This is a genomic window from Enterobacter cloacae complex sp. 372C4, assembly GCF_050030615.1.
Taxonomy (GTDB): Bacteria; Pseudomonadota; Gammaproteobacteria; order Enterobacterales; family Enterobacteriaceae; genus Enterobacter; species Enterobacter intestinihominis.
In genome coordinates this window covers 1,757,468-1,778,742 of the sequence record NZ_JBLGUQ010000001.1, presented here as the reverse complement: position 1 = coordinate 1,778,742, position 21,275 = coordinate 1,757,468, and the positions used below count along the sequence as shown (strand labels likewise).

Below are 21,275 nucleotides of genomic sequence, written 5' to 3'. Positions count from 1 at the left end.
AACAATGATTAAAAAAGTATCGCTGTTGACGGCGTTTTCCGTCACGGCATTTTCGGGCTGGGCGCAGGAAAGCGCCGACTCGTTGGTGGTGACAGCAAACCGTTTCGAACAACCTGAAAAATCTGTTCTGGCTGCGACTTCTGTCGTGACGCGGGCCGATATCGACCGCTGGCAATCCACCACGGTTCTGGATGTCATGCGTCGCCTGCCTGGCGTAGATACGGCACAAAATGGCGGGATGGGGCAGCTCTCTTCTCTCTTTATACGCGGTACGAACTCCAGCCATGTCCTGATTCTCGTCGACGGGATCCGTCTTAACCAGGCGGGCGTCACGGGGTCGTCCGATCTCAGCCAGTTTCCGATCTCCCTGGTGCAGCGCATCGAATATCTTCGTGGACCGCGTTCGGCGGTGTACGGCTCGGATGCGATCGGTGGTGTAGTCAACATTATCACTACGCGTGCGAAGGATGGCACAACGCTGAATGCTGGCGTTGGGACACACGGCTTCCAGAATTATGGTGGCAGCACCCAGCAAACATTGGGTGAAAGTACGCGCGTTACGCTGGCGGGGGATTACACCTACACAAAAGGCTTTGACGTCGTTGCTGACGGTAATAACGGCGGCCTTGCCCAGACCGATCGCGACGGCTTTATGAATAAAACGCTCTACGGCGCACTGGAGCATGCTTTCTCTGAGCAATGGAGTGGTTTCGTTCGCGGCTATGGTTACAGCAACCGTACCGCCTATGACGGCTATTACAGTTCATTTACCCCTGATGTGCTGGTTGATACCCGCCAACTCTATAGCCAGACCTGGGATGCCGGATTGCGGTTTAACCGGGATGTTTTCCATTCACAGTTGCTCTCCAGCTACAGTCACAGCAAAGACTACAATTACGATCCGCACCTTGGACGCTATGACTCCACAGCAACCCTGGATGAAATCAAACAGTACAATGTTCAGTGGACCAACTCAGTTGACGTGGGACATGGCAACATCGGCGCGGGCGTTGACTGGCAGAAACAGAGCACCGAGCCGGGTACCAACTACGTAACCAACGCCTATGACCTGCGTAACACTGGCGTCTACCTGACTGGGTTGCAGCAGTTTGGAGATTTCACTCTGGAGGCGGCGGCCCGCAGCGATGACAACTCTCAGTTTGGTCGCCATGGTACCTGGCAAAGTAGCGCAGCCTGGGAGTTCGTTGACGGTTACCGCTTCATAGCCTCTTATGGCACGGCCTATAAAGCGCCGAATCTGGGTCAGCTCTATGGCTTCTACGGCAATACCCATCTTGATCCTGAAGAGAGCAAGCAGTGGGAAGGGGCGTTTGAAGGCCTGACGGCAGGCGTAAGCTGGCGCGTATCCGGCTATCGTAATGACGTTGATAATCTCATCGACTTCAACAATAACCTGCAGCAATATTACAACGTCGGCAAAGCACGCATTAAAGGTGTAGAAGCGACAGCGTCGTTTGATACGGGTCCGTTGACGCATACTGTGGGCTACGACTATGTGGATGCCCGCAATGCGGCAACCAATCAACTTCTGGACCGTCGTGCTAAACAGCAGGTGAAATATCAGCTTGATACGCAGATCTATGATGTTGACTGGAGCCTGACGTATCACTATCTCGGCACGCGCTACGACACCGACTTTGGAACCTATCCGTCAGAGAAAGTTAAAATGGGCGGCGTCAGCCTGTGGGACGTCGCGGTTTCATATCCTGTCACCTCACATCTCACAGTTCGTGGTAAAATAGCCAACCTGTTCGATAAAGATTACGAGACAGTTTATGGCTACCAAACTGCAGGACGGGAATACACCTTGTCTGGCAGCTACACCTTCTGATCCGCGTCCCACCGTGCTGGTGTTTGATTCCGGCGTCGGTGGGCTTTCGGTCTATGATGAGATTCGGCAGCTCCTGCCGGATCTCCATTACATCTACGCCTTCGATAACGTCGCGTTCCCGTATGGGGAAAAGAGTGAAGACTTTATCGTTGAGCGTGTGATTGAAATCGTCACTGCGGTACAAAAGCGCTATCCCCTGGCGCTGGCGGTTATTGCCTGTAATACGGCAAGCACGGTCTCTCTTCCTGCCCTGCGCGAAAAATTCCCGTTCCCGGTTGTGGGCGTTGTCCCGGCAATCAAACCTGCGGCGCGTCTGACGGCGAACGGTATCGTGGGGTTGCTGGCGACACGCGGTACGGTAAAACGTCCTTATACGCGTGAGCTTATTGAGCGCTTTGCCAATGAATGCCAGATCGCCATGCTCGGCTCGGCGGAGCTGGTGGAAATGGCGGAAGCGAAACTGCACGGCGAGACGGTATCGCTTGAAGAGCTGCGTCGCATTCTGCGTCCATGGCTGCGGATGCAGGAACCACCGGATACGGTTGTTCTCGGCTGCACCCATTTCCCGCTATTACAGGAAGAGCTGTTAAAGGTTTTGCCTGAAGGGACCCGGCTGGTGGATTCCGGTGCTGCGATTGCGCGTCGGACCGCCTGGCTACTGGAGCACGAGGCGCCGGATGCGAAATCAGCGGATGCTAACATCGCTTTCTGTATGGCGATAACAAAAGAAACCGAACAACTTTTGCCCGTTTTACGTCGTTATGGCTTCGAAACGCTCGAAAAACTGGCGCTGTAGCACGGTTTTGAGCAAAAAAGAGACGGTTGAACGTTTTTTTTCAAAGAGGGGTTGTCAACGTCTGAGAACTCCCTATAATGCGCCTCCACTGACACGGAACAACGGCTTACAAGCCGCCGGGACAGCGGGGTTCAGAGATGAACGCCAACAGAGAAAAGTGAAAATAATTGCTTGACTCTGAATGAGGAAAACGTAATATACGGGACCTCGCAACGATGAGCTGAAAGCCGCGTTGCAACTGCTCTTTAACAATTTATCAGACAATCTGTGTGGGCACTCAAAGTGACATGGATTCTTAACGTCCTCGGACGAAAAATGAATACCAAGTCTCTGAGTGAACATACGTAATTCATTACGAAGTTTAATTCACGAGCATCAAACTTAAATTGAAGAGTTTGATCATGGCTCAGATTGAACGCTGGCGGCAGGCCTAACACATGCAAGTCGAACGGTAACAGGAAGCAGCTTGCTGCTTCGCTGACGAGTGGCGGACGGGTGAGTAATGTCTGGGAAACTGCCTGATGGAGGGGGATAACTACTGGAAACGGTAGCTAATACCGCATAACGTCGCAAGACCAAAGAGGGGGACCTTCGGGCCTCTTGCCATCGGATGTGCCCAGATGGGATTAGCTAGTAGGTGGGGTAACGGCTCACCTAGGCGACGATCCCTAGCTGGTCTGAGAGGATGACCAGCCACACTGGAACTGAGACACGGTCCAGACTCCTACGGGAGGCAGCAGTGGGGAATATTGCACAATGGGCGCAAGCCTGATGCAGCCATGCCGCGTGTATGAAGAAGGCCTTCGGGTTGTAAAGTACTTTCAGCGGGGAGGAAGGCGACAGGGTTAATAACCCTGTCGATTGACGTTACCCGCAGAAGAAGCACCGGCTAACTCCGTGCCAGCAGCCGCGGTAATACGGAGGGTGCAAGCGTTAATCGGAATTACTGGGCGTAAAGCGCACGCAGGCGGTCTGTCAAGTCGGATGTGAAATCCCCGGGCTCAACCTGGGAACTGCATTCGAAACTGGCAGGCTAGAGTCTTGTAGAGGGGGGTAGAATTCCAGGTGTAGCGGTGAAATGCGTAGAGATCTGGAGGAATACCGGTGGCGAAGGCGGCCCCCTGGACAAAGACTGACGCTCAGGTGCGAAAGCGTGGGGAGCAAACAGGATTAGATACCCTGGTAGTCCACGCCGTAAACGATGTCGACTTGGAGGTTGTGCCCTTGAGGCGTGGCTTCCGGAGCTAACGCGTTAAGTCGACCGCCTGGGGAGTACGGCCGCAAGGTTAAAACTCAAATGAATTGACGGGGGCCCGCACAAGCGGTGGAGCATGTGGTTTAATTCGATGCAACGCGAAGAACCTTACCTACTCTTGACATCCAGAGAACTTAGCAGAGATGCTTTGGTGCCTTCGGGAACTCTGAGACAGGTGCTGCATGGCTGTCGTCAGCTCGTGTTGTGAAATGTTGGGTTAAGTCCCGCAACGAGCGCAACCCTTATCCTTTGTTGCCAGCGGTTAGGCCGGGAACTCAAAGGAGACTGCCAGTGATAAACTGGAGGAAGGTGGGGATGACGTCAAGTCATCATGGCCCTTACGAGTAGGGCTACACACGTGCTACAATGGCGCATACAAAGAGAAGCGACCTCGCGAGAGCAAGCGGACCTCATAAAGTGCGTCGTAGTCCGGATTGGAGTCTGCAACTCGACTCCATGAAGTCGGAATCGCTAGTAATCGTGGATCAGAATGCCACGGTGAATACGTTCCCGGGCCTTGTACACACCGCCCGTCACACCATGGGAGTGGGTTGCAAAAGAAGTAGGTAGCTTAACCTTCGGGAGGGCGCTTACCACTTTGTGATTCATGACTGGGGTGAAGTCGTAACAAGGTAACCGTAGGGGAACCTGCGGTTGGATCACCTCCTTACCTTAAAGAACCTGCCTTTGTAGTGCTCACACAGATTGTCTGATGAAAAACAGCAGTAAAAAATCTCTGCAGGCTTGTAGCTCAGGTGGTTAGAGCGCACCCCTGATAAGGGTGAGGTCGGTGGTTCAAGTCCACTCAGGCCTACCAAACTCCTTTTAAAGGATGAGCGGTACAGAGATTACAAACGATGGGGCTATAGCTCAGCTGGGAGAGCGCCTGCCTTGCACGCAGGAGGTCTGCGGTTCGATCCCGCATAGCTCCACCATCCTTTACTGCAAAACAAGAAAACTTCAGAGTGAACCTGAAAAGGTGCACTGCGAAGTTTTGCTCTTTAAAAATCTGGATCAAGCTGAAAATTGAAACGACACACAGCTCATGTGTGTTCGAGTCTCTCAAATTTTCGCAATCAGAAGTGAAACATCTTCGGGTTGTGAGGTTAAGCGACTAAGCGTACACGGTGGATGCCCTGGCAGTCAGAGGCGATGAAGGACGTGCTAATCTGCGAAAAGCGCCGGCGAGGTGATATGAACCTTTGACCCGGCGATGTCCGAATGGGGAAACCCAGTGCAATCCGTTGCACTATCGTTAACTGAATACATAGGTTAACGAGGCGAACCGGGGGAACTGAAACATCTAAGTACCCCGAGGAAAAGAAATCAACCGAGATTCCCCCAGTAGCGGCGAGCGAACGGGGAGCAGCCCGGAGTCTGAATCAGCTTGTGTGTTAGTGGAACGGTCTGGAAAGTCCGACGGTACAGGGTGATAGTCCCGTACACGAAAGCACACTTGCTGTGAACTCGAAGAGTAGGGCGGGACACGTGGTATCCTGTCTGAATATGGGGGGACCATCCTCCAAGGCTAAATACTCCTGACTGACCGATAGTGAACCAGTACCGTGAGGGAAAGGCGAAAAGAACCCCGGCGAGGGGAGTGAAAAAGAACCTGAAACCGTGTACGTACAAGCAGTGGGAGCCTCTTTATGGGGTGACTGCGTACCTTTTGTATAATGGGTCAGCGACTTATATTCTGTAGCAAGGTTAACCGTATAGGGGAGCCGAAGGGAAACCGAGTCTTAACTGGGCGTTAAGTTGCAGGGTATAGACCCGAAACCCGGTGATCTAGCCATGGGCAGGTTGAAGGTTGGGTAACACTAACTGGAGGACCGAACCGACTAATGTTGAAAAATTAGCGGATGACCTGTGGCTGGGGGTGAAAGGCCAATCAAACCGGGAGATAGCTGGTTCTCCCCGAAAGCTATTTAGGTAGCGCCTCGTGAACTCATCTTCGGGGGTAGAGCACTGTTTCGGCTAGGGGGCCATCCCGGCTTACCAACCCGATGCAAACTACGAATACCGAAGAATGTTATCACGGGAGACACACGGCGGGTGCTAACGTCCGTCGTGAAGAGGGAAACAACCCAGACCGCCAGCTAAGGTCCCAAAGTCATGGTTAAGTGGGAAACGATGTGGGAAGGCACAGACAGCCAGGATGTTGGCTTAGAAGCAGCCATCATTTAAAGAAAGCGTAATAGCTCACTGGTCGAGTCGGCCTGCGCGGAAGATGTAACGGGGCTAAACCATGCACCGAAGCTGCGGCAGCGACACTATGTGTTGTTGGGTAGGGGAGCGTTCTGTAAGCCGTTGAAGGTGTCCTGTGAGGGGTGCTGGAGGTATCAGAAGTGCGAATGCTGACATAAGTAACGATAAAGCGGGTGAAAAGCCCGCTCGCCGGAAGACCAAGGGTTCCTGTCCAACGTTAATCGGGGCAGGGTGAGTCGACCCCTAAGGCGAGGCCGAAAGGCGTAGTCGATGGGAAACAGGTTAATATTCCTGTACTTGGTGTTACTGCGAAGGGGGGACGGAGAAGGCTATGTCAGCCGGGCGACGGTTGTCCCGGTTTAAGCATGTAGGCGGAGGTTCCAGGTAAATCCGGTACCTTGTTAACGCTGAGGTGTGATGACGAGGCACTACGGTGCTGAAGTGATAAATGCCCTGCTTCCAGGAAAAGCCTCTAAGCATCAGGTAACACGAAATCGTACCCCAAACCGACACAGGTGGTCAGGTAGAGAATACCAAGGCGCTTGAGAGAACTCGGGTGAAGGAACTAGGCAAAATGGTGCCGTAACTTCGGGAGAAGGCACGCTGATATGTAGGTGAAGTCCCTGCGGACGGAGCTGAAATCAGTCGAAGATACCAGCTGGCTGCAACTGTTTATTAAAAACACAGCACTGTGCAAACACGAAAGTGGACGTATACGGTGTGACGCCTGCCCGGTGCCGGAAGGTTAATTGATGGGGTTAGCGGCAACGCGAAGCTCTTGATCGAAGCCCCGGTAAACGGCGGCCGTAACTATAACGGTCCTAAGGTAGCGAAATTCCTTGTCGGGTAAGTTCCGACCTGCACGAATGGCGTAATGATGGCCAGGCTGTCTCCACCCGAGACTCAGTGAAATTGAACTCGCTGTGAAGATGCAGTGTACCCGCGGCAAGACGGAAAGACCCCGTGAACCTTTACTATAGCTTGACACTGAACACTGGTCCTTGATGTGTAGGATAGGTGGGAGGCTTTGAAGCGTGGACGCCAGTCTGCGTGGAGCCAACCTTGAAATACCACCCTTTAATGGCTGGTGTTCTAACGTAGACCCGTAATCCGGGTTGCGGACAGTGTCTGGTGGGTAGTTTGACTGGGGCGGTCTCCTCCCAAAGAGTAACGGAGGAGCACGAAGGTTGGCTAATCCTGGTCGGACATCAGGAGGTTAGTGCAATGGCATAAGCCAGCTTGACTGCGAGCGTGACGGCGCGAGCAGGTGCGAAAGCAGGTCATAGTGATCCGGTGGTTCTGAATGGAAGGGCCATCGCTCAACGGATAAAAGGTACTCCGGGGATAACAGGCTGATACCGCCCAAGAGTTCATATCGACGGCGGTGTTTGGCACCTCGATGTCGGCTCATCACATCCTGGGGCTGAAGTAGGTCCCAAGGGTATGGCTGTTCGCCATTTAAAGTGGTACGCGAGCTGGGTTTAGAACGTCGTGAGACAGTTCGGTCCCTATCTGCCGTGGGCGCTGGAGAATTGAGGGGGGCTGCTCCTAGTACGAGAGGACCGGAGTGGACGCATCACTGGTGTTCGGGTTGTCATGCCAATGGCACTGCCCGGTAGCTAAATGCGGAAAAGATAAGTGCTGAAAGCATCTAAGCACGAAACTTGCCCCGAGATGAGTTCTCCCTGAGACTTTAAGTCTCCTGAAGGAACGTTGAAGACTACGACGTTGATAGGTCGGGTGTGTAAGCGCAGCGATGCGTTGAGCTAACCGATACTAATGAACCGTGAGGCTTAACCTTACAACGCCGAAGCTGTTTCGGCGAAGAGACAGACACGATTTTCAGCCTGATACAGATTAACAGAATTTGCCTGGCGGCTTTAGCGCGGTGGTCCCACCTGACCCCATGCCGAACTCAGAAGTGAAACGCCGTAGCGCCGATGGTAGTGTGGGGTCTCCCCATGTGAGAGTAGGGAACTGCCAGGCATCAAATTAAGTAGTAAGCCGGTGCATTAATCCGGTGGTTACAGAAGTATTCGGTGGAGCGGTAGTTCAGTCGGTTAGAATACCTGCCTGTCACGCAGGGGGTCGCGGGTTCGAGTCCCGTCCGTTCCGCCACTTATTAAGACATTGAGCCTGCCCTTTGGGCAGGCTTAATGGCAAAAAAATTTAGGGGCGTAGCTCAGTTGGTAGAGCACCGGTCTCCAAAACCGGGTGTCGCGAGTTCGAGTCTCTCCGCCCCTGCCATATAGAATCCTTTGCTTCGGCAAAGGATTTTTTTTTGCCTGTAAAACGGCTCAACACCTTCCTGAAGAATAAGCAGCCTGCGTTTCCGCAGGCTTTTGCGTTAATCCAGTATGCTGGTTTTTAACAGATCTTTTATCTGCGACTGCTTATCGCTGTTTTGCAGCCAAATGGCATACAGCGGCCTGGAGAGCGTTGTTGAATCGGTGACAACATGGAGTGCAGGTTTATTATCCGCCCAGCGAACAGGTAACCATGTACAGCCTTTCAGTGTGGGAAGATGCTGGCATGCGATCTCCGCAGAGCTTGTCGTGAGTTGCGGGATATCATCGCTGGCAATTAACCCCGTCTCGTGCTGCTGAAAATCAGGCCCCCATTCCAGGCGTAAATAATTCAGGTCGGCCTTCATCATTGCAGGCTCGGATGCATAGAGCGCCAGGCTAAACTGTCCAACAATCTGGCTGCTAAATTCATCCATCTTGGGGGCTTCTGTGGTGATCAGCAGATCAAGCTGCCGCTCGTGGAGTTGCTTAACCAGCGACTGGCGTTGCGCAATCCTCGCCTCAAATTGCAGATGATTGTGTGTGCGATATAGCCGCATAAGCCACTGGCTGAGCATGCATTCCCATAGTGAAGCGCTGGCACCGATCGAGAATTCATTATGCCGGGAGGTGTGCGCAACCTCCTTTCGCGCTGCCTGCCAGGTATTCATCAGGGTTTCTGCATAAGGCAATAGCTTTTCACCGGCCGGGGTTAGACGAATATTGTTGCGATGGCGGGTAAAAAGGTTCACACCCAGTTGATTTTCCAGCTGTCGAATACGAAAACTGACTGCTGACTGCGTCAGGTAGAGGGCTTCAGCTGCTCGCCCAAAGTGTCGCGTTCTGCTCACTTCGAGGAAAGTTTTTAGCAATTCCGTATCCACATCTTTCTCCACAAAATTATTTGTCGTTATGATTTAAATGTTTTGTTTTACACTCTGTCAAGCGTAACTAATACTCCGCGCCATAAATAGCTCGGCCAAAGAATTAGGAGCGTGTAGGATGGCGGAAAGCTTTACGACGACTAATCGTTTTTTCGATAATAAACATTATCCGCGCGGGTTCTCTCGTCACGGCGATTTCACTATCAAAGAAGCTCAACTTCTTGAGCGCCATGGTTATGCCTTTAACGAGCTGGATCTGGGTAAGCGCGAACCGGCAACCGAAGATGAAAAACAATTTGTCTCTGTTTGTCGTGGTGAGCGTGAGCCGCAGTCTGATGCAGAACGTGTATGGATCAAGTATATGGCTCGCATTAAGCGTCCTAAGCGTTTCCATACGCTGTCTGGCGGCAAGCCGCAGATGGAAGGTGCAGAAGACTACACCGAGTCTGACGATTAAGAAGAGAAGGGGCTACGGCCCCTTTTTTATGCCAGCATTTTTTGCAGATGCAACAGCAGCCGATCGATCGCACGGTAGCTTAATGCCTCCTGCAAATGTCGCCTCTCTATTCCGGGGCAGCCCTCCACGTCAGCGACCGTGCGCGCAACTTTCAACAAACGCTGCCACGCGCGAATGGATAACCCAAACCGCGTCAGTGTCTCTTCCAGCCAGCCTGCATCTTCGGCGTTGAGAGAGCAAAACTGTCGGATCCCGCTGTTATCCAGCCGGGCATTCAGCCTGTTCTGACGAGCATACTGCCGCGCCTGAGCCGCAATAACCCGTTCTCGCACCGCTGCTGAGCTTTCGCCTTTGATACCGGTTTGCCTCAGCAGACCGGGCGGTGGCAGGGGGATATCGAGAGATAAATCAAAACGGTCGAGGAAGGGGCCGGACAGCTTACTCAGATAGCGCAGCGTCTGCTCCGGCGTACAGCGGTTATGGTTGCCCTGATAATGGCCCGTTGGGCTAGGGTTCATCGCGGCGACCAGCTGAAACTGCGCAGGGTAGCTTATTTTGGCGCGTGTACGAGACAGATGGATTTCGCCGGATTCAATCGGCTCCCGCAACGCATCCAGCACGCGGCGTTCAAACTCTGGCAATTCATCCAGGAACAGAATGCCGTTGTGTGCCAGTGAGATTTCACCCGGTCCGGGAATTGAGCCCCCGCCCACCATCGCGGTAAGAGACGCACTGTGGTGTGGCGAGCGGAAAGGACGGCGGCGCCACTGTTTATGCAGCGATATTGAACTGACCAGGCTAAATATCGCGGCGCTTTCCAGCGCTTCGTGATTATTGAGGGGGGGCAGCAGGCCGCTCAACCTGCTCGCCAGCATCGTTTTCCCCGTGCCTGGCGGACCTATCAGTAGCAGGTTATGCCCACCCGCGGCCGTTATTTCTAACGCCCGCTTACCCTGTTCCTGACCCATAATATCGCTGAGGTCATCGGGTGAATCTGCCACTACCTCCTCATTCTCCTGCGGCTCGGCAAGCTCATGTCGGCCTTCCAGCCAGGCGCAAACCTCCTGCAAATGTCCCGCGACAAGACACCCCTTTTCGGCGATAAGGCTGACTTCAGAGGCATTTTCATTGGCCACAATGATTTGCCTTCCCGCGCGTATGGCTTCAAGCGCACCCGAGATTGCTCCGGGAACGCCTCTTAACGCGCCTGTAAGCGCTAATTCACCCACGAACTCGCACGAGCTTAACCCTGGCGTATTGAGCTGTTCAGAAGCCGCGAGAAGCGCTATAGCAATAGGTAAATCATATCGCCCTCCCTCCTTTGGCAAATCGGCGGGCGCAAGGTTGATGGTGATCTTCTTCGCCGGAAAAGCATAACCGCTATTAATAATTGCGCTGCGCACGCGATCCCTGGCCTCCTTAACGGTCGTTTCGGGTAAGCCGACCAGCGTCAGTCCGGGCAGTCCATTACTTAAATGAACCTCTACAGAAATAAGCGGTGCCTTCACGCCGATGGCCGCGCGTGTATAAACAACTGACAGTGACATAAGCCCCTCCTTGGCGGTGACTATGCCAGCATCATTTTTTCCTGTTTAGCGCTAATTCACTGAATTACGGCGCTCGTTCCAGCCTTTTAGCGCCTAAATGTAATCATTACATGTCGGTGGAATCGGCCTCGCAGAAAAGAAATCATGCGCGCCTTGCCTGATGAAACGGGCCAAAAAATGAAAAATCTTCATTTCTATTTTTTCCCTATATAAAACAACGATTTTGAAAGAAATAGTTCGCCTGCTACAGAAATGAGTCATAAAAAAATCTTGTGTCAGATGAAATATCTGTGGTAACTCTTTAGGTATTCCTTCGAACAAGATGCAAAAAGAACTGAAAATGACAGCCCTTCTACGAGTGATTAGCCTGGTCGTGATTAGCGTGGTGGTGATTATTATCCCACCGTGCGGGGCTGCACTTGGACGAGGAAAGGCTTAGAAATCAAGCCTTAACGAACTAAGACCCCCGCACCGAAAGGTCCGGGGGTTTTTTTATGACTAAAAAACTTAAATGAGGAGCAGAGAATGACGGCTAGCACAAAATTCTGTTTCTCCAGATTTATGACGGGGAACTAACTATGAATGGGGCACAATGGGTAGTACATGCGTTGCGCGCGCAGGGAGTCGAAACCGTATTCGGTTATCCGGGTGGCGCAATTATGCCGATTTACGATGCACTGTATGACGGCGGCGTGGAACACCTCTTGTGCCGACACGAGCAGGGCGCAGCGATGGCCGCCATCGGTTATGCCCGTGCGACCGGTAAAACCGGCGTCTGTATGGCCACCTCCGGTCCGGGCGCAACGAACCTGATCACCGGCCTGGCTGACGCGCTGCTCGATTCCGTACCCGTGGTGGCGATCACCGGCCAGGTGGCCTCTCCTTTCATCGGCACCGATGCTTTCCAGGAAGTGGATGTGCTCGGTTTATCGCTTGCCTGCACCAAACACAGCTTCCTCGTTCAGTCTCTCGAAGAGCTGCCGCGCGTGATGGCCGAAGCGTTCGAGGTTGCCAGCTCTGGCCGTCCTGGCCCGGTTCTGGTAGATATCCCGAAAGATATTCAGGTTGCACTCGGCGATCTGGAACCGCACTTCTCCACCGTTGAAAGCGACAACGTGTTTCCCCATACGGAGGTTGAAGAGGCTCGCCAGATGCTGGCGCAGGCGAAACAGCCGATGCTGTATGTAGGCGGCGGCGTGGGCATGGCGCAGGCTGTTCCTGCCCTGCGCGAATTTATCGCAGTAACGCAAATGCCCGCCACCTGCACGCTGAAAGGATTGGGCGCGGTCGACGCGGACTATCCATACTATTTGGGCATGTTAGGGATGCACGGCACCAAAGCGGCAAACCTGGCGGTGCAGGAGTGTGACCTGCTCATCGCCGTCGGCGCCCGTTTTGACGACCGCGTCACCGGCAAGCTGAACACCTTTGCGCCGAACGCCAAAGTGATCCATATGGACATCGACCCGGCGGAGATGAACAAACTGCGTCAGGCGCATGTCGCGTTGCAGGGCGATCTCAACGCGCTTTTACCGGCGCTGGAGCAGCCGCTGGATATCAACCCATGGCGTCAGCACACCGCAGATATGCGCGCTGAACACGCCTGGCGTTACGATCACCCCGGCGAGGCCATCTATGCGCCGCTGTTGTTGAAACAGTTGTCCGACCGCAAACCCGCAGACAGCGTGGTGACGACGGATGTCGGCCAGCATCAGATGTGGTCAGCCCAGCACATGACCTACACCCGCCCGGAGAACTTCATCACCTCGAGCGGCTTAGGCACGATGGGCTTCGGCCTGCCCGCTGCCGTGGGCGCACAGGTTGCCCGCCCGAACGATACCGTTATCTGTATCTCCGGTGACGGCTCCTTCATGATGAATGTCCAGGAGCTCGGCACCGTGAAGCGTAAGCAGTTACCGCTGAAAATCGTTTTGCTCGATAACCAGCGTTTGGGAATGGTTCGCCAGTGGCAGCAGCTGTTCTTCCAGGAGCGTTACAGCGAAACGACCCTGACCGACAACCCCGATTTCCTCACCCTGGCCAGCGCCTTCGGCATTCCTGGCCAGCACATCACCCGTAAAGACCAGGTTGAAGCGGCACTCGACACCATGCTGTCAAGCGAAGGGCCATACCTGCTTCATGTCTCAATCGACGAGCTTGAGAACGTCTGGCCGTTGGTACCGCCCGGTGCCAGTAACTCACAAATGCTGGAGAAATTATCATGATGCAACATCAGGTTGCCGTGCAGGCTCGCTTCAACCCGGAAACGTTAGAACGCGTATTGCGTGTGGTGCGTCATCGTGGTTTTCAGATTTGCTCTATGAATATGGAAACGGCCACGGATGCACAAAATATCAGTATCGAATTAACCGTTGCCAGCCCGCGGCCGGTCGACTTACTGTTTAGTCAGTTATCAAAACTGGTAGACGTTGCCCATGTTGCCATCTGCCAGAGCACAACCACATCACAACAAATCCGCGCTTAAGCGTGACAGGACGAAAAAATGACGACAAAAAAAGCTGATTACATTTGGTTCAATGGTGAGATGGTTCGCTGGGAAGACGCGAAAGTTCACGTGATGTCCCACGCGCTGCACTACGGCACCTCCGTGTTTGAAGGCATCCGTTGCTACGATTCTCACAAAGGACCAGTGGTGTTCCGCCATCGCGAACACATGCAGCGTCTGCATGACTCAGCCAAAATTTATCGTTTCCCGGTCTCCCAAAGCGTTGATGAGCTGATGGAAGCCTGCCGCGAGGTGATCCGCCAGAACAAACTGACCAGTGCCTATATTCGTCCGCTGGTCTTCGTGGGTGATGTCGGCATGGGTGTCAATCCGCCCGCTGGCTATAACACCGATGTGATCATTGCTGCGTTCCCGTGGGGCGCCTACCTGGGCGCGGAAGCACTGGATCAGGGGATCGACGCAATGGTTTCTTCCTGGAACCGCGTGGCACCAAACACTATCCCGACCGCGGCTAAAGCGGGCGGTAACTACCTCTCCTCACTGCTGGTTGGCAGCGAAGCGCGCCGTCACGGTTACCAGGAAGGTATCGCGCTCGATGTAAATGGCTACATCTCCGAAGGTGCGGGCGAAAACCTGTTTGAAGTGAAAGACGGCATTCTGTTCACCCCGCCGTTCACCTCGTCCGCGCTGCCGGGCATCACCCGCGACGCCATCATCAAGCTGGCAAAAGATCTGGGTATCGAAGTACGCGAGCAGGTGCTGTCCCGCGAATCCCTGTACCTGGCTGACGAAGTGTTCATGTCCGGTACCGCGGCTGAAATTACACCGGTGCGTAGCGTCGACGGCATTCAGGTGGGCGAAGGCCGCTGTGGTCCGGTCACCAAACGCATTCAGCAAGCCTTCTTCGGCCTGTTCACCGGCGAAACAGAAGACAAATACGGCTGGTTGGATCAGGTTAATCACTAAATATAAATTTGGGACGGCACGCACCGTCCCATTTAATAGTCAGACGGGAGTAAATAAAGCATGCCTAAGTATCGTTCAGCCACCACCACCCACGGCCGTAATATGGCGGGTGCCCGCGCACTGTGGCGCGCCACCGGAATGACCGACGCCGATTTCGGCAAGCCAATTATCGCCGTGGTGAACTCCTTCACCCAGTTTGTGCCGGGCCACGTGCACCTGCGCGATCTTGGTAAGCTGGTTGCCGAGCAAATCGAAGCCTCCGGCGGCGTGGCGAAAGAGTTCAACACCATTGCGGTGGATGACGGTATCGCAATGGGCCACGGGGGGATGCTCTATTCACTACCGTCGCGCGAGCTGATCGCCGACTCGGTGGAGTACATGGTTAACGCCCACTGCGCCGATGCGATGGTCTGTATCTCCAACTGCGACAAAATCACCCCGGGGATGCTGATGGCCTCCCTGCGCCTGAACATTCCGGTGATCTTCGTTTCCGGCGGCCCGATGGAAGCGGGTAAAACCAAGCTTTCCGACAAAATCATCAAGCTCGACCTGGTCGATGCCATGATCCAGGGCGCGGACCCGAAAGTCTCTGACGAGCAGAGCGACCAGGTGGAACGCTCCGCGTGTCCGACCTGCGGCTCCTGTTCCGGGATGTTCACCGCCAACTCCATGAACTGCCTGACCGAAGCGCTGGGCCTTTCTCAGCCGGGTAACGGCTCGCTGCTGGCGACCCACGCCGACCGTAAGCAGCTGTTCCTTAACGCGGGCAAGCGCATCGTTGAGCTGACCAAACGCTACTACGAGCAGGACGACGCCAGCGCGCTGCCGCGCAACATCGCCAGTAAAGCGGCGTTCGAAAACGCCATGACGCTGGATATCGCCATGGGCGGTTCCACCAACACCGTTCTGCACCTGCTGGCCGCCGCGCAGGAAGCCGAAATCGACTTCACCATGAGCGACATCGACAAGCTCTCCCGCAAAGTGCCGCAGCTGTGTAAAGTCGCGCCGAGTACCCAGAAGTACCATATGGAAGACGTGCATCGTGCTGGTGGTGTCATCGGTATTCTCGGCGAGCTGGATCGCGCAGGGCTGCTGAACCGCAACGTGAAAAATGTGCTCGGCCTGACGCTGCCGGAGTCGCTGGACCAGTACGACGTGATGCTGACCAAAGACGACGCGGTGAAAAAGATGTTCCGCGCCGGTCCGGCAGGTATTCGCACCACGCAGGCGTTCTCGCAGGATTGCCGCTGGGACACGCTGGATGACGATCGCGCCGAAGGCTGCATCCGCTCGCTGGAACATGCCTACAGCAAAGACGGCGGTCTGGCCGTGCTGTACGGTAACTTTGCGGAAAACGGCTGCATCGTGAAAACCGCAGGCGTGGACGACAGCATTCTCAAATTCACCGGTCCGGCAAAAGTGTATGAAAGTCAGGACGAGGCGGTAGACGCTATCCTCGGTGGCAAAGTGGTGGAAGGCGACGTGGTGGTCATTCGCTACGAAGGGCCGAAAGGCGGTCCGGGCATGCAGGAGATGCTCTACCCGACTACCTTCCTGAAATCGATGGGCCTCGGCAAAGCCTGCGCGCTGATCACCGACGGTCGTTTCTCTGGCGGCACGTCAGGCCTCTCCATTGGCCACGTCTCCCCGGAAGCGGCAAGCGGCGGCAATATCGCGATCATCGAAGATGGCGACCTGATCGAAATCGACATTCCGAACCGCGGCATTCAGCTGAAGCTGAGTGACCAGGAGATTGCGGCCCGTCGTGAAGCGCAGGAAGCCCGCGGCGACAAAGCCTGGACGCCGAAAGACCGCCAGCGCGAAGTCTCCTTCGCCCTGCGCGCTTACGCGAGTCTTGCCACCAGTGCAGATAAAGGCGCGGTGCGCGATAAATCTAAACTTGGGGGCTAATGATGGCCGAGTCACAACCCTTATCCGCCGCCCCTGAGGGGGCGGAATATCTCAGGGCGGTGCTGCGCGCACCGGTCTATGAAGCCGTTCAGGTCACGCCCCTGCAGAAAATGGAAAAACTCTCCTCGCGCCTCGACAACGTCATTCTGGTGAAGCGCGAAGACCGTCAGCCGGTGCACAGCTTCAAGCTGCGCGGCGCCTACGCGATGATGGCCGGGCTGACCGACGAGCAAAAAGCGCGCGGCGTGATTACCGCGTCGGCGGGCAACCACGCCCAGGGCGTCGCGTTCTCGTCTGCCCGTCTGGGGCTGAAAGCGCTGATCGTGATGCCGGTTGCCACGGCGGATATCAAAGTCGACGCGGTGCGCGGTTTTGGCGGGGAAGTGCTGCTCCACGGCGCGAATTTTGACGAAGCGAAAGCCAAAGCGATTGAGCTGGCGCAGCAGCAGGGTTTCACCTGGGTCCCGCCGTTCGATCACCCGATGGTGATTGCCGGGCAGGGTACGCTGGCGCTGGAACTGTTGCAGCAGGATGCCCATCTCGACCGCGTTTTCGTCCCGGTGGGCGGCGGTGGCTTAGCCGCTGGTGTGGCGGTGCTGATCAAACAGCTGATGCCGCAGATCAAAGTCATTGCCGTGGAAGCGGAAGACTCCGCCTGCCTGAAAGCGGCGCTGGATGCCGGGCATCCGGTAGACCTGCCGCGCGTCGGGCTGTTTGCCGAGGGCGTGGCGGTGAAGCGCATTGGCGACGAAACCTTCCGCCTGTGCCGGGAATATCTCGACGATATCGTCACGGTGGACAGCGATGCGATCTGCGCGGCGATGAAAGATCTGTTCGAAGACGTTCGGGCGGTGGCGGAACCGTCCGGCGCGCTGGCGCTGGCGGGCATGAAAAAATACATCGCGCAGCACAACATCCGCGGCGAGCGTCTGGCGCACGTGCTTTCCGGTGCCAACGTGAACTTCCACGGCCTGCGCTACGTTTCCGAGCGCTGCGAGCTGGGCGAACAGCGTGAAGCCCTGCTGGCGGTGACCATTCCGGAAGAGAAGGGCAGCTTCCTGAAGTTCTGCCAGCTGCTGGGCGGTCGTTCGGTAACGGAGTTTAACTACCGTTTTGCCGACTCCAAAGACGCCTGCATTTTTGTCGGCGTGCGTCTGAGCCGCGGCGTGGAGGAGCGCAAAGAGATCCTCAACCTGCTGCATGAGGGCGGCTATAGCGTGGTCGATCTCTCCGACGACGAGATGGCGAAGCTGCACGTGCGTTACATGGTCGGTGGCCGTCCATCCAAGCCGCTCAAGGAACGCCTGTTCAGCTTCGAGTTCCCGGAATCGCCGGGCGCGTTGCTCAAGTTCCTGCACACGCTGGGCACCCACTGGAACATTTCTCTGTTCCACTACCGCAGCCACGGCACCGACTACGGCCGCGTGCTGGCGGCGTTCGAGCTGGGCGAGCACGAGCCGGATTTCGAAACGCGCCTGAACGAGCTGGGCTATGAGTGCCATGACGAAACCCACAACCCGGCGTTCCGCTTCTTCCTCGCGGGCTAAGGGTTGAGCTGCGTGTAGGCCGGGTAAGCGCAGCGCCACCCGGCTTTAGTGGTTCGGCAATATCTTCCAGAACGCATCAATAAGCGGCTCATGCAGCCGCTTTTTTTGTGCGCACACGCCAAGCTCGAACGGCGTTTTTTCGTCGCTGCGTTCTAAAATCATCACGCGATTGCGCACTGGCTCCGGGCTGTTTTCCAGCACCACTTCTGGCAGCAGCGCCACGCCGCAGCCGAGCGCCACCATCGACACCATCGCCTCATGGCCGCCGACCGTGGCGTAAATCGACGGGTTGCTGATTTTCTGGCGGCGGAACCACAGCTCAATGCGGCGGCGCACCGGCCCCTGATCGGCCATGATAAACGGCACCGTCGACCAGTCCGGTTTCTCCACCGAGACCTGGTTGCGCACAGGGCAGGGCAGCGCCGGGGCAATCAGTACTACCGCCAGATTCTCCAGCATTGAGAACGCTACCGCGCCCGGCAGGGTTTCCGGCTTCCCGGCAATCGCGAGATCCGCTTCGCCCGTGACCACTTTTTCCATCGCGTCGGCGGCATCGCCGGTGGTGAGCTTAATTTCAACCGACGGATGTTCCGCGCGGAAGCGGTCGAGAATGGGGGGAAGATGGCTGTAGGCGGCGGTCACGGAGCAGAAAATATGCAGCTCGCCGGAAAGCGACGGCCCCTGCTGGTCGATGGTGTGCCGCAGCTGCTGGTACTGCAACAAGGTTTGCTGGGCAAAGATGCGCAGCTCTTCACCGGCTTCCGTGAGGGTGACGGTGCGGTTATCGCGCACGAACAGCGGCTGGCCGAGGTCTTCCTCAAGGCGCTGGATCTGGCGCGACAGCGTGGAAGGGCTGACGTGCATCGCCCGGGCGCTGCGGCCAAAGTGACGGCTTTCCGCCAGATGCAGGAACATTTTCAGATCGCGTAAATCCACCGATTCCACTCCCTCTTTTTACATTGCATAAATTGCAATGTGACGTTGTGAATATATCAATTTCCGCAATAAATTTCCTGTTGTAATGTGGGTACATTCTCGCTGAAACGCGAACCGAACAATAAGACACACAACATCACGAGGTATCACCCATGGCTAACTACTTTAATACACTGAACTTGCGCCAGCAGCTGGCGCAGCTGGGCAAATGCCGCTTCATGGCGCGCGATGAATTTGCTGATGGCGCGAGCTACCTTCAGGGTAAAAAAGTGGTCATTGTTGGCTGTGGCGCACAGGGTCTGAACCAGGGCCTGAACATGCGCGACTCCGGGCTGGATATCTCATACGCCCTGCGTAAAGAAGCGATTGCTGAAAAGCGCGCTTCCTGGCGTAAAGCGACCGAAAACGGCTTCAAAGTAGGTACCTACGAAGAGCTGATCCCGCAGGCGGACCTGGTGGTTAACCTGACGCCAGACAAGCAGCACTCTGACGTTGTGCGTTCCGTACAGCCGCTGATGAAAGACGGCGCTGCGCTGGGTTACTCCCACGGCTTCAACATCGTTGAAGTGGGCGAGCAGATCCGTAAAGACATCACCGTAGTGATGGTGGCACCGAAGTGCCCGGGCACCGAAGTGCGCGAAGAGTACAAACGTGGTTTCGGCGTACCGACGCTGATCGCCGTTCACCCGGAAAACGATCCGAAAGGCGAAGGCATGGCGATTGCCAAAGCCTGGGCAGCGGCCACCGGCGGCCATCGTGCGGGCGTACTGGAATCTTCCTTCGTTGCGGAAGTGAAATCTGACCTGATGGGCGAGCAGACCATTCTGTGCGGCATGCTCCAGGCGGGTTCTCTGCTGTGCTTCGACAAGCTGGTGGAAGAGGGCACCGATCCGGCATACGCGGAAAAACTGATTCAGTTCGGCTGGGAAACCATCACCGAAGCGCTGAAGCAGGGCGGCATTACGCTGATGATGGACCGTCTGTCCAACCCGGCAAAACTGCGCGCGTTCGCACTCTCTGAACAGCTGAAAACCATCATGGCACCGCTGTTCCAGAAACACATGGACGACATCATCTCCGGCGAGTTCTCTTCCGGCATGATGGCGGACTGGGCGAATGACGATAAGAAACTGCTGACCTGGCGCGAAGAGACCGGTAAAACCGCGTTCGAAACGGCACCACAGTTCGAGGGTAAAATCAGCGAGCAGGAGTACTTCGATAAAGGCGTACTGATGATCGCGATGGTGAAAGCGGGCGTTGAGCTGGCGTTCGAAACCATGGTGGATTCCGGCATCATTGAAGAATCTGCGTACTATGAATCGCTGCACGAGCTGCCGCTGATCGCAAACACCATCGCCCGTAAGCGTCTGTATGAGATGAACGTGGTGATCTCCGATACCGCCGAGTACGGTAACTATCTGTTCTCTTACGCCTGCGTACCGCTGCTGAAAGAGTTCATGACTACCCTGCAAGCAGGCGATCTGGGTAAAGCGATTGCGGAAGGTGCGGTTGATAACGCGCAGCTTCGTGACGTTAATGAAGCGATTCGCAGTCACGAAATCGAGAAAGTGGGCCAGAAACTTCGTGGCTACATGACCGATATGAAACGTATCGCAGTAGCAGACTAAAAAGACAATCGGGTGGCGCAAGCCACCCGAACTGTTTTAGCTACGCAGTATCGCGCCGGGATAACCCAGCTGGCGCCACGCCTCATACACCACCACCGACACCGCATTCGACAGGTTCATGCTGCGGCTGTCCGGCATCATCGGAATACGAATTTTTTGCTCAGCGGGCAGGGCATCCAGAATGGTGGCCGGCAGGCCGCGGGTTTCCGGACCAAACATCAGATAATCCCCGTCCTGATAGCTTACGGCGCTATGCGCTGGCGTGCCTTTGGTGGTCAGGGCAAACATGCGCTGCGGCTTCTCTGCGTCCAGAAACGCGGCGTAATCGTGATGACGAACGACGGCAGTAAACTCATGGTAGTCCAGCCCCGCGCGGCGCAGACGTTTGTCGTCCCACGTAAAGCCCATCGGCTCAATGATGTGCAGACGAAAACCGGTGTTGGCGCACAGGCGGATGATATTGCCGGTATTGGGTGGGATTTCTGGTTCGAATAAGACGATGTTAAGCATGCTGCCCCCTTAATTGCGGGGGGCAG

15 protein-coding genes, 4 tRNA genes and 3 rRNA genes are annotated in these 21,275 nt (G+C 55.4%); 18 read left to right on the top strand and 4 right to left on the bottom strand.

Translation table 11 applies throughout. From position 1 onward, the window contains the following. Positions 1-4: 4 nt before the first annotated feature. The 9 genes from btuB to ACQG11_RS08460 all read left to right on the top strand — a co-directional run bounded on the left by btuB (position 5) and on the right by ACQG11_RS08460 (position 8,358). Positions 5-1,852, top strand: a complete 1,848-nt coding sequence (btuB, locus tag ACQG11_RS08500) for a TonB-dependent vitamin B12 receptor BtuB (protein ID WP_023330102.1) — start codon at positions 5-7, stop codon at positions 1,850-1,852. Next, positions 1,797-2,648, top strand: a complete 852-nt coding sequence (gene murI / locus ACQG11_RS08495; RefSeq protein ID WP_023298885.1) for a glutamate racemase — start codon at positions 1,797-1,799, stop codon at positions 2,646-2,648. Before btuB ends, murI begins: the two co-directional genes overlap by 56 nt. 383 nt (positions 2,649-3,031) lie before the next feature. Then, a 16S ribosomal RNA gene (locus ACQG11_RS08490) occupies positions 3,032-4,573 on the top strand. 70 nt (positions 4,574-4,643) lie between these two features. Further along, positions 4,644-4,720 (top strand) — tRNA-Ile (locus ACQG11_RS08485). Positions 4,721-4,762: 42 nt separating this feature from the next. After that, positions 4,763-4,838: transfer RNA gene (locus ACQG11_RS08480), tRNA-Ala, on the top strand. A gap of 169 nt (positions 4,839-5,007) precedes the next feature. Next, a 23S ribosomal RNA gene (locus tag ACQG11_RS08475) occupies positions 5,008-7,912 on the top strand. A gap of 69 nt (positions 7,913-7,981) precedes the next feature. Then, positions 7,982-8,097, top strand: a 5S ribosomal RNA gene (rrf, locus tag ACQG11_RS08470). Together the 16S, 23S and 5S rRNA genes with 4 tRNA genes alongside form the textbook arrangement of a ribosomal RNA operon. Positions 8,098-8,152: 55 nt before the next feature. Beyond that, positions 8,153-8,229, top strand: a tRNA-Asp gene (locus ACQG11_RS08465). A gap of 53 nt (positions 8,230-8,282) precedes the next feature. Beyond that, positions 8,283-8,358, top strand: a tRNA-Trp gene (locus ACQG11_RS08460). 100 nt (positions 8,359-8,458) lie between these two features. Here ACQG11_RS08460 and hdfR read toward each other — a convergent pair. After that, on the bottom strand, positions 8,459-9,280 hold the full coding sequence (gene hdfR / locus ACQG11_RS08455; RefSeq protein ID WP_022649779.1) for an HTH-type transcriptional regulator HdfR: 822 nt from the start codon (positions 9,278-9,280) through the stop codon (positions 8,459-8,461). Positions 9,281-9,398: 118 nt separating this feature from the next. Between hdfR and ACQG11_RS08450 the strand changes: the two genes are divergently transcribed. After that, positions 9,399-9,737 carry a DUF413 domain-containing protein gene (locus ACQG11_RS08450; protein WP_006808641.1) on the top strand — a complete coding sequence of 113 codons (339 nt, stop codon included), beginning with the start codon at positions 9,399-9,401 and terminating at the stop codon, positions 9,735-9,737. 26 nt (positions 9,738-9,763) lie between these two features. On the opposite strand, the gene ACQG11_RS08445 is transcribed toward ACQG11_RS08450, so the two are convergent. Next, complete coding sequence (locus ACQG11_RS08445) at positions 9,764-11,284, bottom strand: YifB family Mg chelatase-like AAA ATPase (protein WP_426728304.1); 1,521 nt, start codon at positions 11,282-11,284, stop codon at positions 9,764-9,766. A gap of 340 nt (positions 11,285-11,624) precedes the next feature. Between ACQG11_RS08445 and ilvL the strand changes: the two genes are divergently transcribed. The 7 genes from ilvL to ilvA all read left to right on the top strand — a co-directional run bounded on the left by ilvL (position 11,625) and on the right by ilvA (position 18,175). Next, entirely contained in the window at positions 11,625-11,723 is a 99-nt protein-coding gene (gene ilvL / locus ACQG11_RS08440) for an ilv operon leader peptide (RefSeq protein WP_001311244.1), read from the top strand. An 86-nt stretch (positions 11,724-11,809) separates the two neighbouring features. Further along, a complete protein-coding gene (ilvX, locus tag ACQG11_RS08435; protein WP_193941730.1) occupies positions 11,810-11,860 on the top strand; it encodes a peptide IlvX in 51 nt (16 codons plus the stop codon). Positions 11,861-11,862: 2 nt separating this feature from the next. After that, positions 11,863-13,509, top strand: a complete 1,647-nt coding sequence (gene ilvG, locus ACQG11_RS08430; RefSeq protein ID WP_045308986.1) for an acetolactate synthase 2 catalytic subunit — start codon at positions 11,863-11,865, stop codon at positions 13,507-13,509. Then, entirely contained in the window at positions 13,506-13,769 is a 264-nt protein-coding gene (gene ilvM, locus ACQG11_RS08425; RefSeq protein ID WP_003860184.1) for an acetolactate synthase 2 small subunit, read from the top strand. The genes ilvG and ilvM overlap by 4 nt, the downstream gene beginning before the upstream one ends. A gap of 18 nt (positions 13,770-13,787) precedes the next feature. Further along, positions 13,788-14,717: a branched-chain-amino-acid transaminase gene (ilvE, locus tag ACQG11_RS08420; RefSeq protein ID WP_003860182.1), complete on the top strand. Its 930-nt coding sequence runs from the start codon at positions 13,788-13,790 to the stop codon at positions 14,715-14,717. Positions 14,718-14,777: 60 nt separating this feature from the next. Then, on the top strand, positions 14,778-16,628 hold the full coding sequence (ilvD, locus tag ACQG11_RS08415; protein WP_022649775.1) for a dihydroxy-acid dehydratase: 1,851 nt from the start codon (positions 14,778-14,780) through the stop codon (positions 16,626-16,628). A gap of 2 nt (positions 16,629-16,630) precedes the next feature. After that, positions 16,631-18,175: a threonine ammonia-lyase, biosynthetic gene (ilvA, locus tag ACQG11_RS08410; RefSeq protein WP_426728886.1), complete on the top strand. Its 1,545-nt coding sequence runs from the start codon at positions 16,631-16,633 to the stop codon at positions 18,173-18,175. Between the two features lie 45 nt (positions 18,176-18,220). On the opposite strand, the gene ilvY is transcribed toward ilvA, so the two are convergent. Then, positions 18,221-19,111, bottom strand: coding sequence for an HTH-type transcriptional activator IlvY (ilvY, locus tag ACQG11_RS08405; RefSeq protein WP_017382574.1), 891 nt, complete (start codon positions 19,109-19,111; stop codon positions 18,221-18,223). Positions 19,112-19,263: 152 nt separating this feature from the next. Here ilvY and ilvC point away from each other — a divergent pair, with 152 nt between their 5' ends. After that, a complete protein-coding gene (ilvC, locus tag ACQG11_RS08400; protein ID WP_022649773.1) occupies positions 19,264-20,739 on the top strand; it encodes a ketol-acid reductoisomerase in 1,476 nt (491 codons plus the stop codon). Between the two features lie 36 nt (positions 20,740-20,775). Here the strand turns inward: ilvC and trmL are convergent, their stop codons facing one another. Beyond that, a complete protein-coding gene (gene trmL / locus ACQG11_RS08395; RefSeq protein WP_022649772.1) occupies positions 20,776-21,249 on the bottom strand; it encodes a tRNA (uridine(34)/cytosine(34)/5-carboxymethylaminomethyluridine(34)-2'-O)-methyltransferase TrmL in 474 nt (157 codons plus the stop codon). Positions 21,250-21,275: the final 26 nt, after the last annotated feature.

Bases quoted from the DNA above. Each gene is read 5' to 3' on its own strand.
- btuB (WP_023330102.1), top strand. From the start codon at position 5: ATGATTAAAAAAGTATCGCTGTTGACGGCGTTTTCCGTCACGGCATTT.
- murI (WP_023298885.1), top strand. From the start codon at position 1,797: ATGGCTACCAAACTGCAGGACGGGAATACACCTTGTCTGGCAGCTACA.
- ACQG11_RS08450 (WP_006808641.1), top strand. From the start codon at position 9,399: ATGGCGGAAAGCTTTACGACGACTAATCGTTTTTTCGATAATAAACAT.
- ACQG11_RS08445 (WP_426728304.1), bottom strand. From the start codon at position 11,284: ATGTCACTGTCAGTTGTTTATACACGCGCGGCCATCGGCGTGAAGGCA.
- ilvL (WP_001311244.1), top strand. From the start codon at position 11,625: ATGACAGCCCTTCTACGAGTGATTAGCCTGGTCGTGATTAGCGTGGTG.
- ilvG (WP_045308986.1), top strand. From the start codon at position 11,863: ATGAATGGGGCACAATGGGTAGTACATGCGTTGCGCGCGCAGGGAGTC.
- ilvM (WP_003860184.1), top strand. From the start codon at position 13,506: ATGATGCAACATCAGGTTGCCGTGCAGGCTCGCTTCAACCCGGAAACG.
- ilvE (WP_003860182.1), top strand. From the start codon at position 13,788: ATGACGACAAAAAAAGCTGATTACATTTGGTTCAATGGTGAGATGGTT.
- ilvD (WP_022649775.1), top strand. From the start codon at position 14,778: ATGCCTAAGTATCGTTCAGCCACCACCACCCACGGCCGTAATATGGCG.
- ilvA (WP_426728886.1), top strand. From the start codon at position 16,631: ATGGCCGAGTCACAACCCTTATCCGCCGCCCCTGAGGGGGCGGAATAT.
- ilvC (WP_022649773.1), top strand. From the start codon at position 19,264: ATGGCTAACTACTTTAATACACTGAACTTGCGCCAGCAGCTGGCGCAG.
- trmL (WP_022649772.1), bottom strand. From the start codon at position 21,249: ATGCTTAACATCGTCTTATTCGAACCAGAAATCCCACCCAATACCGGC.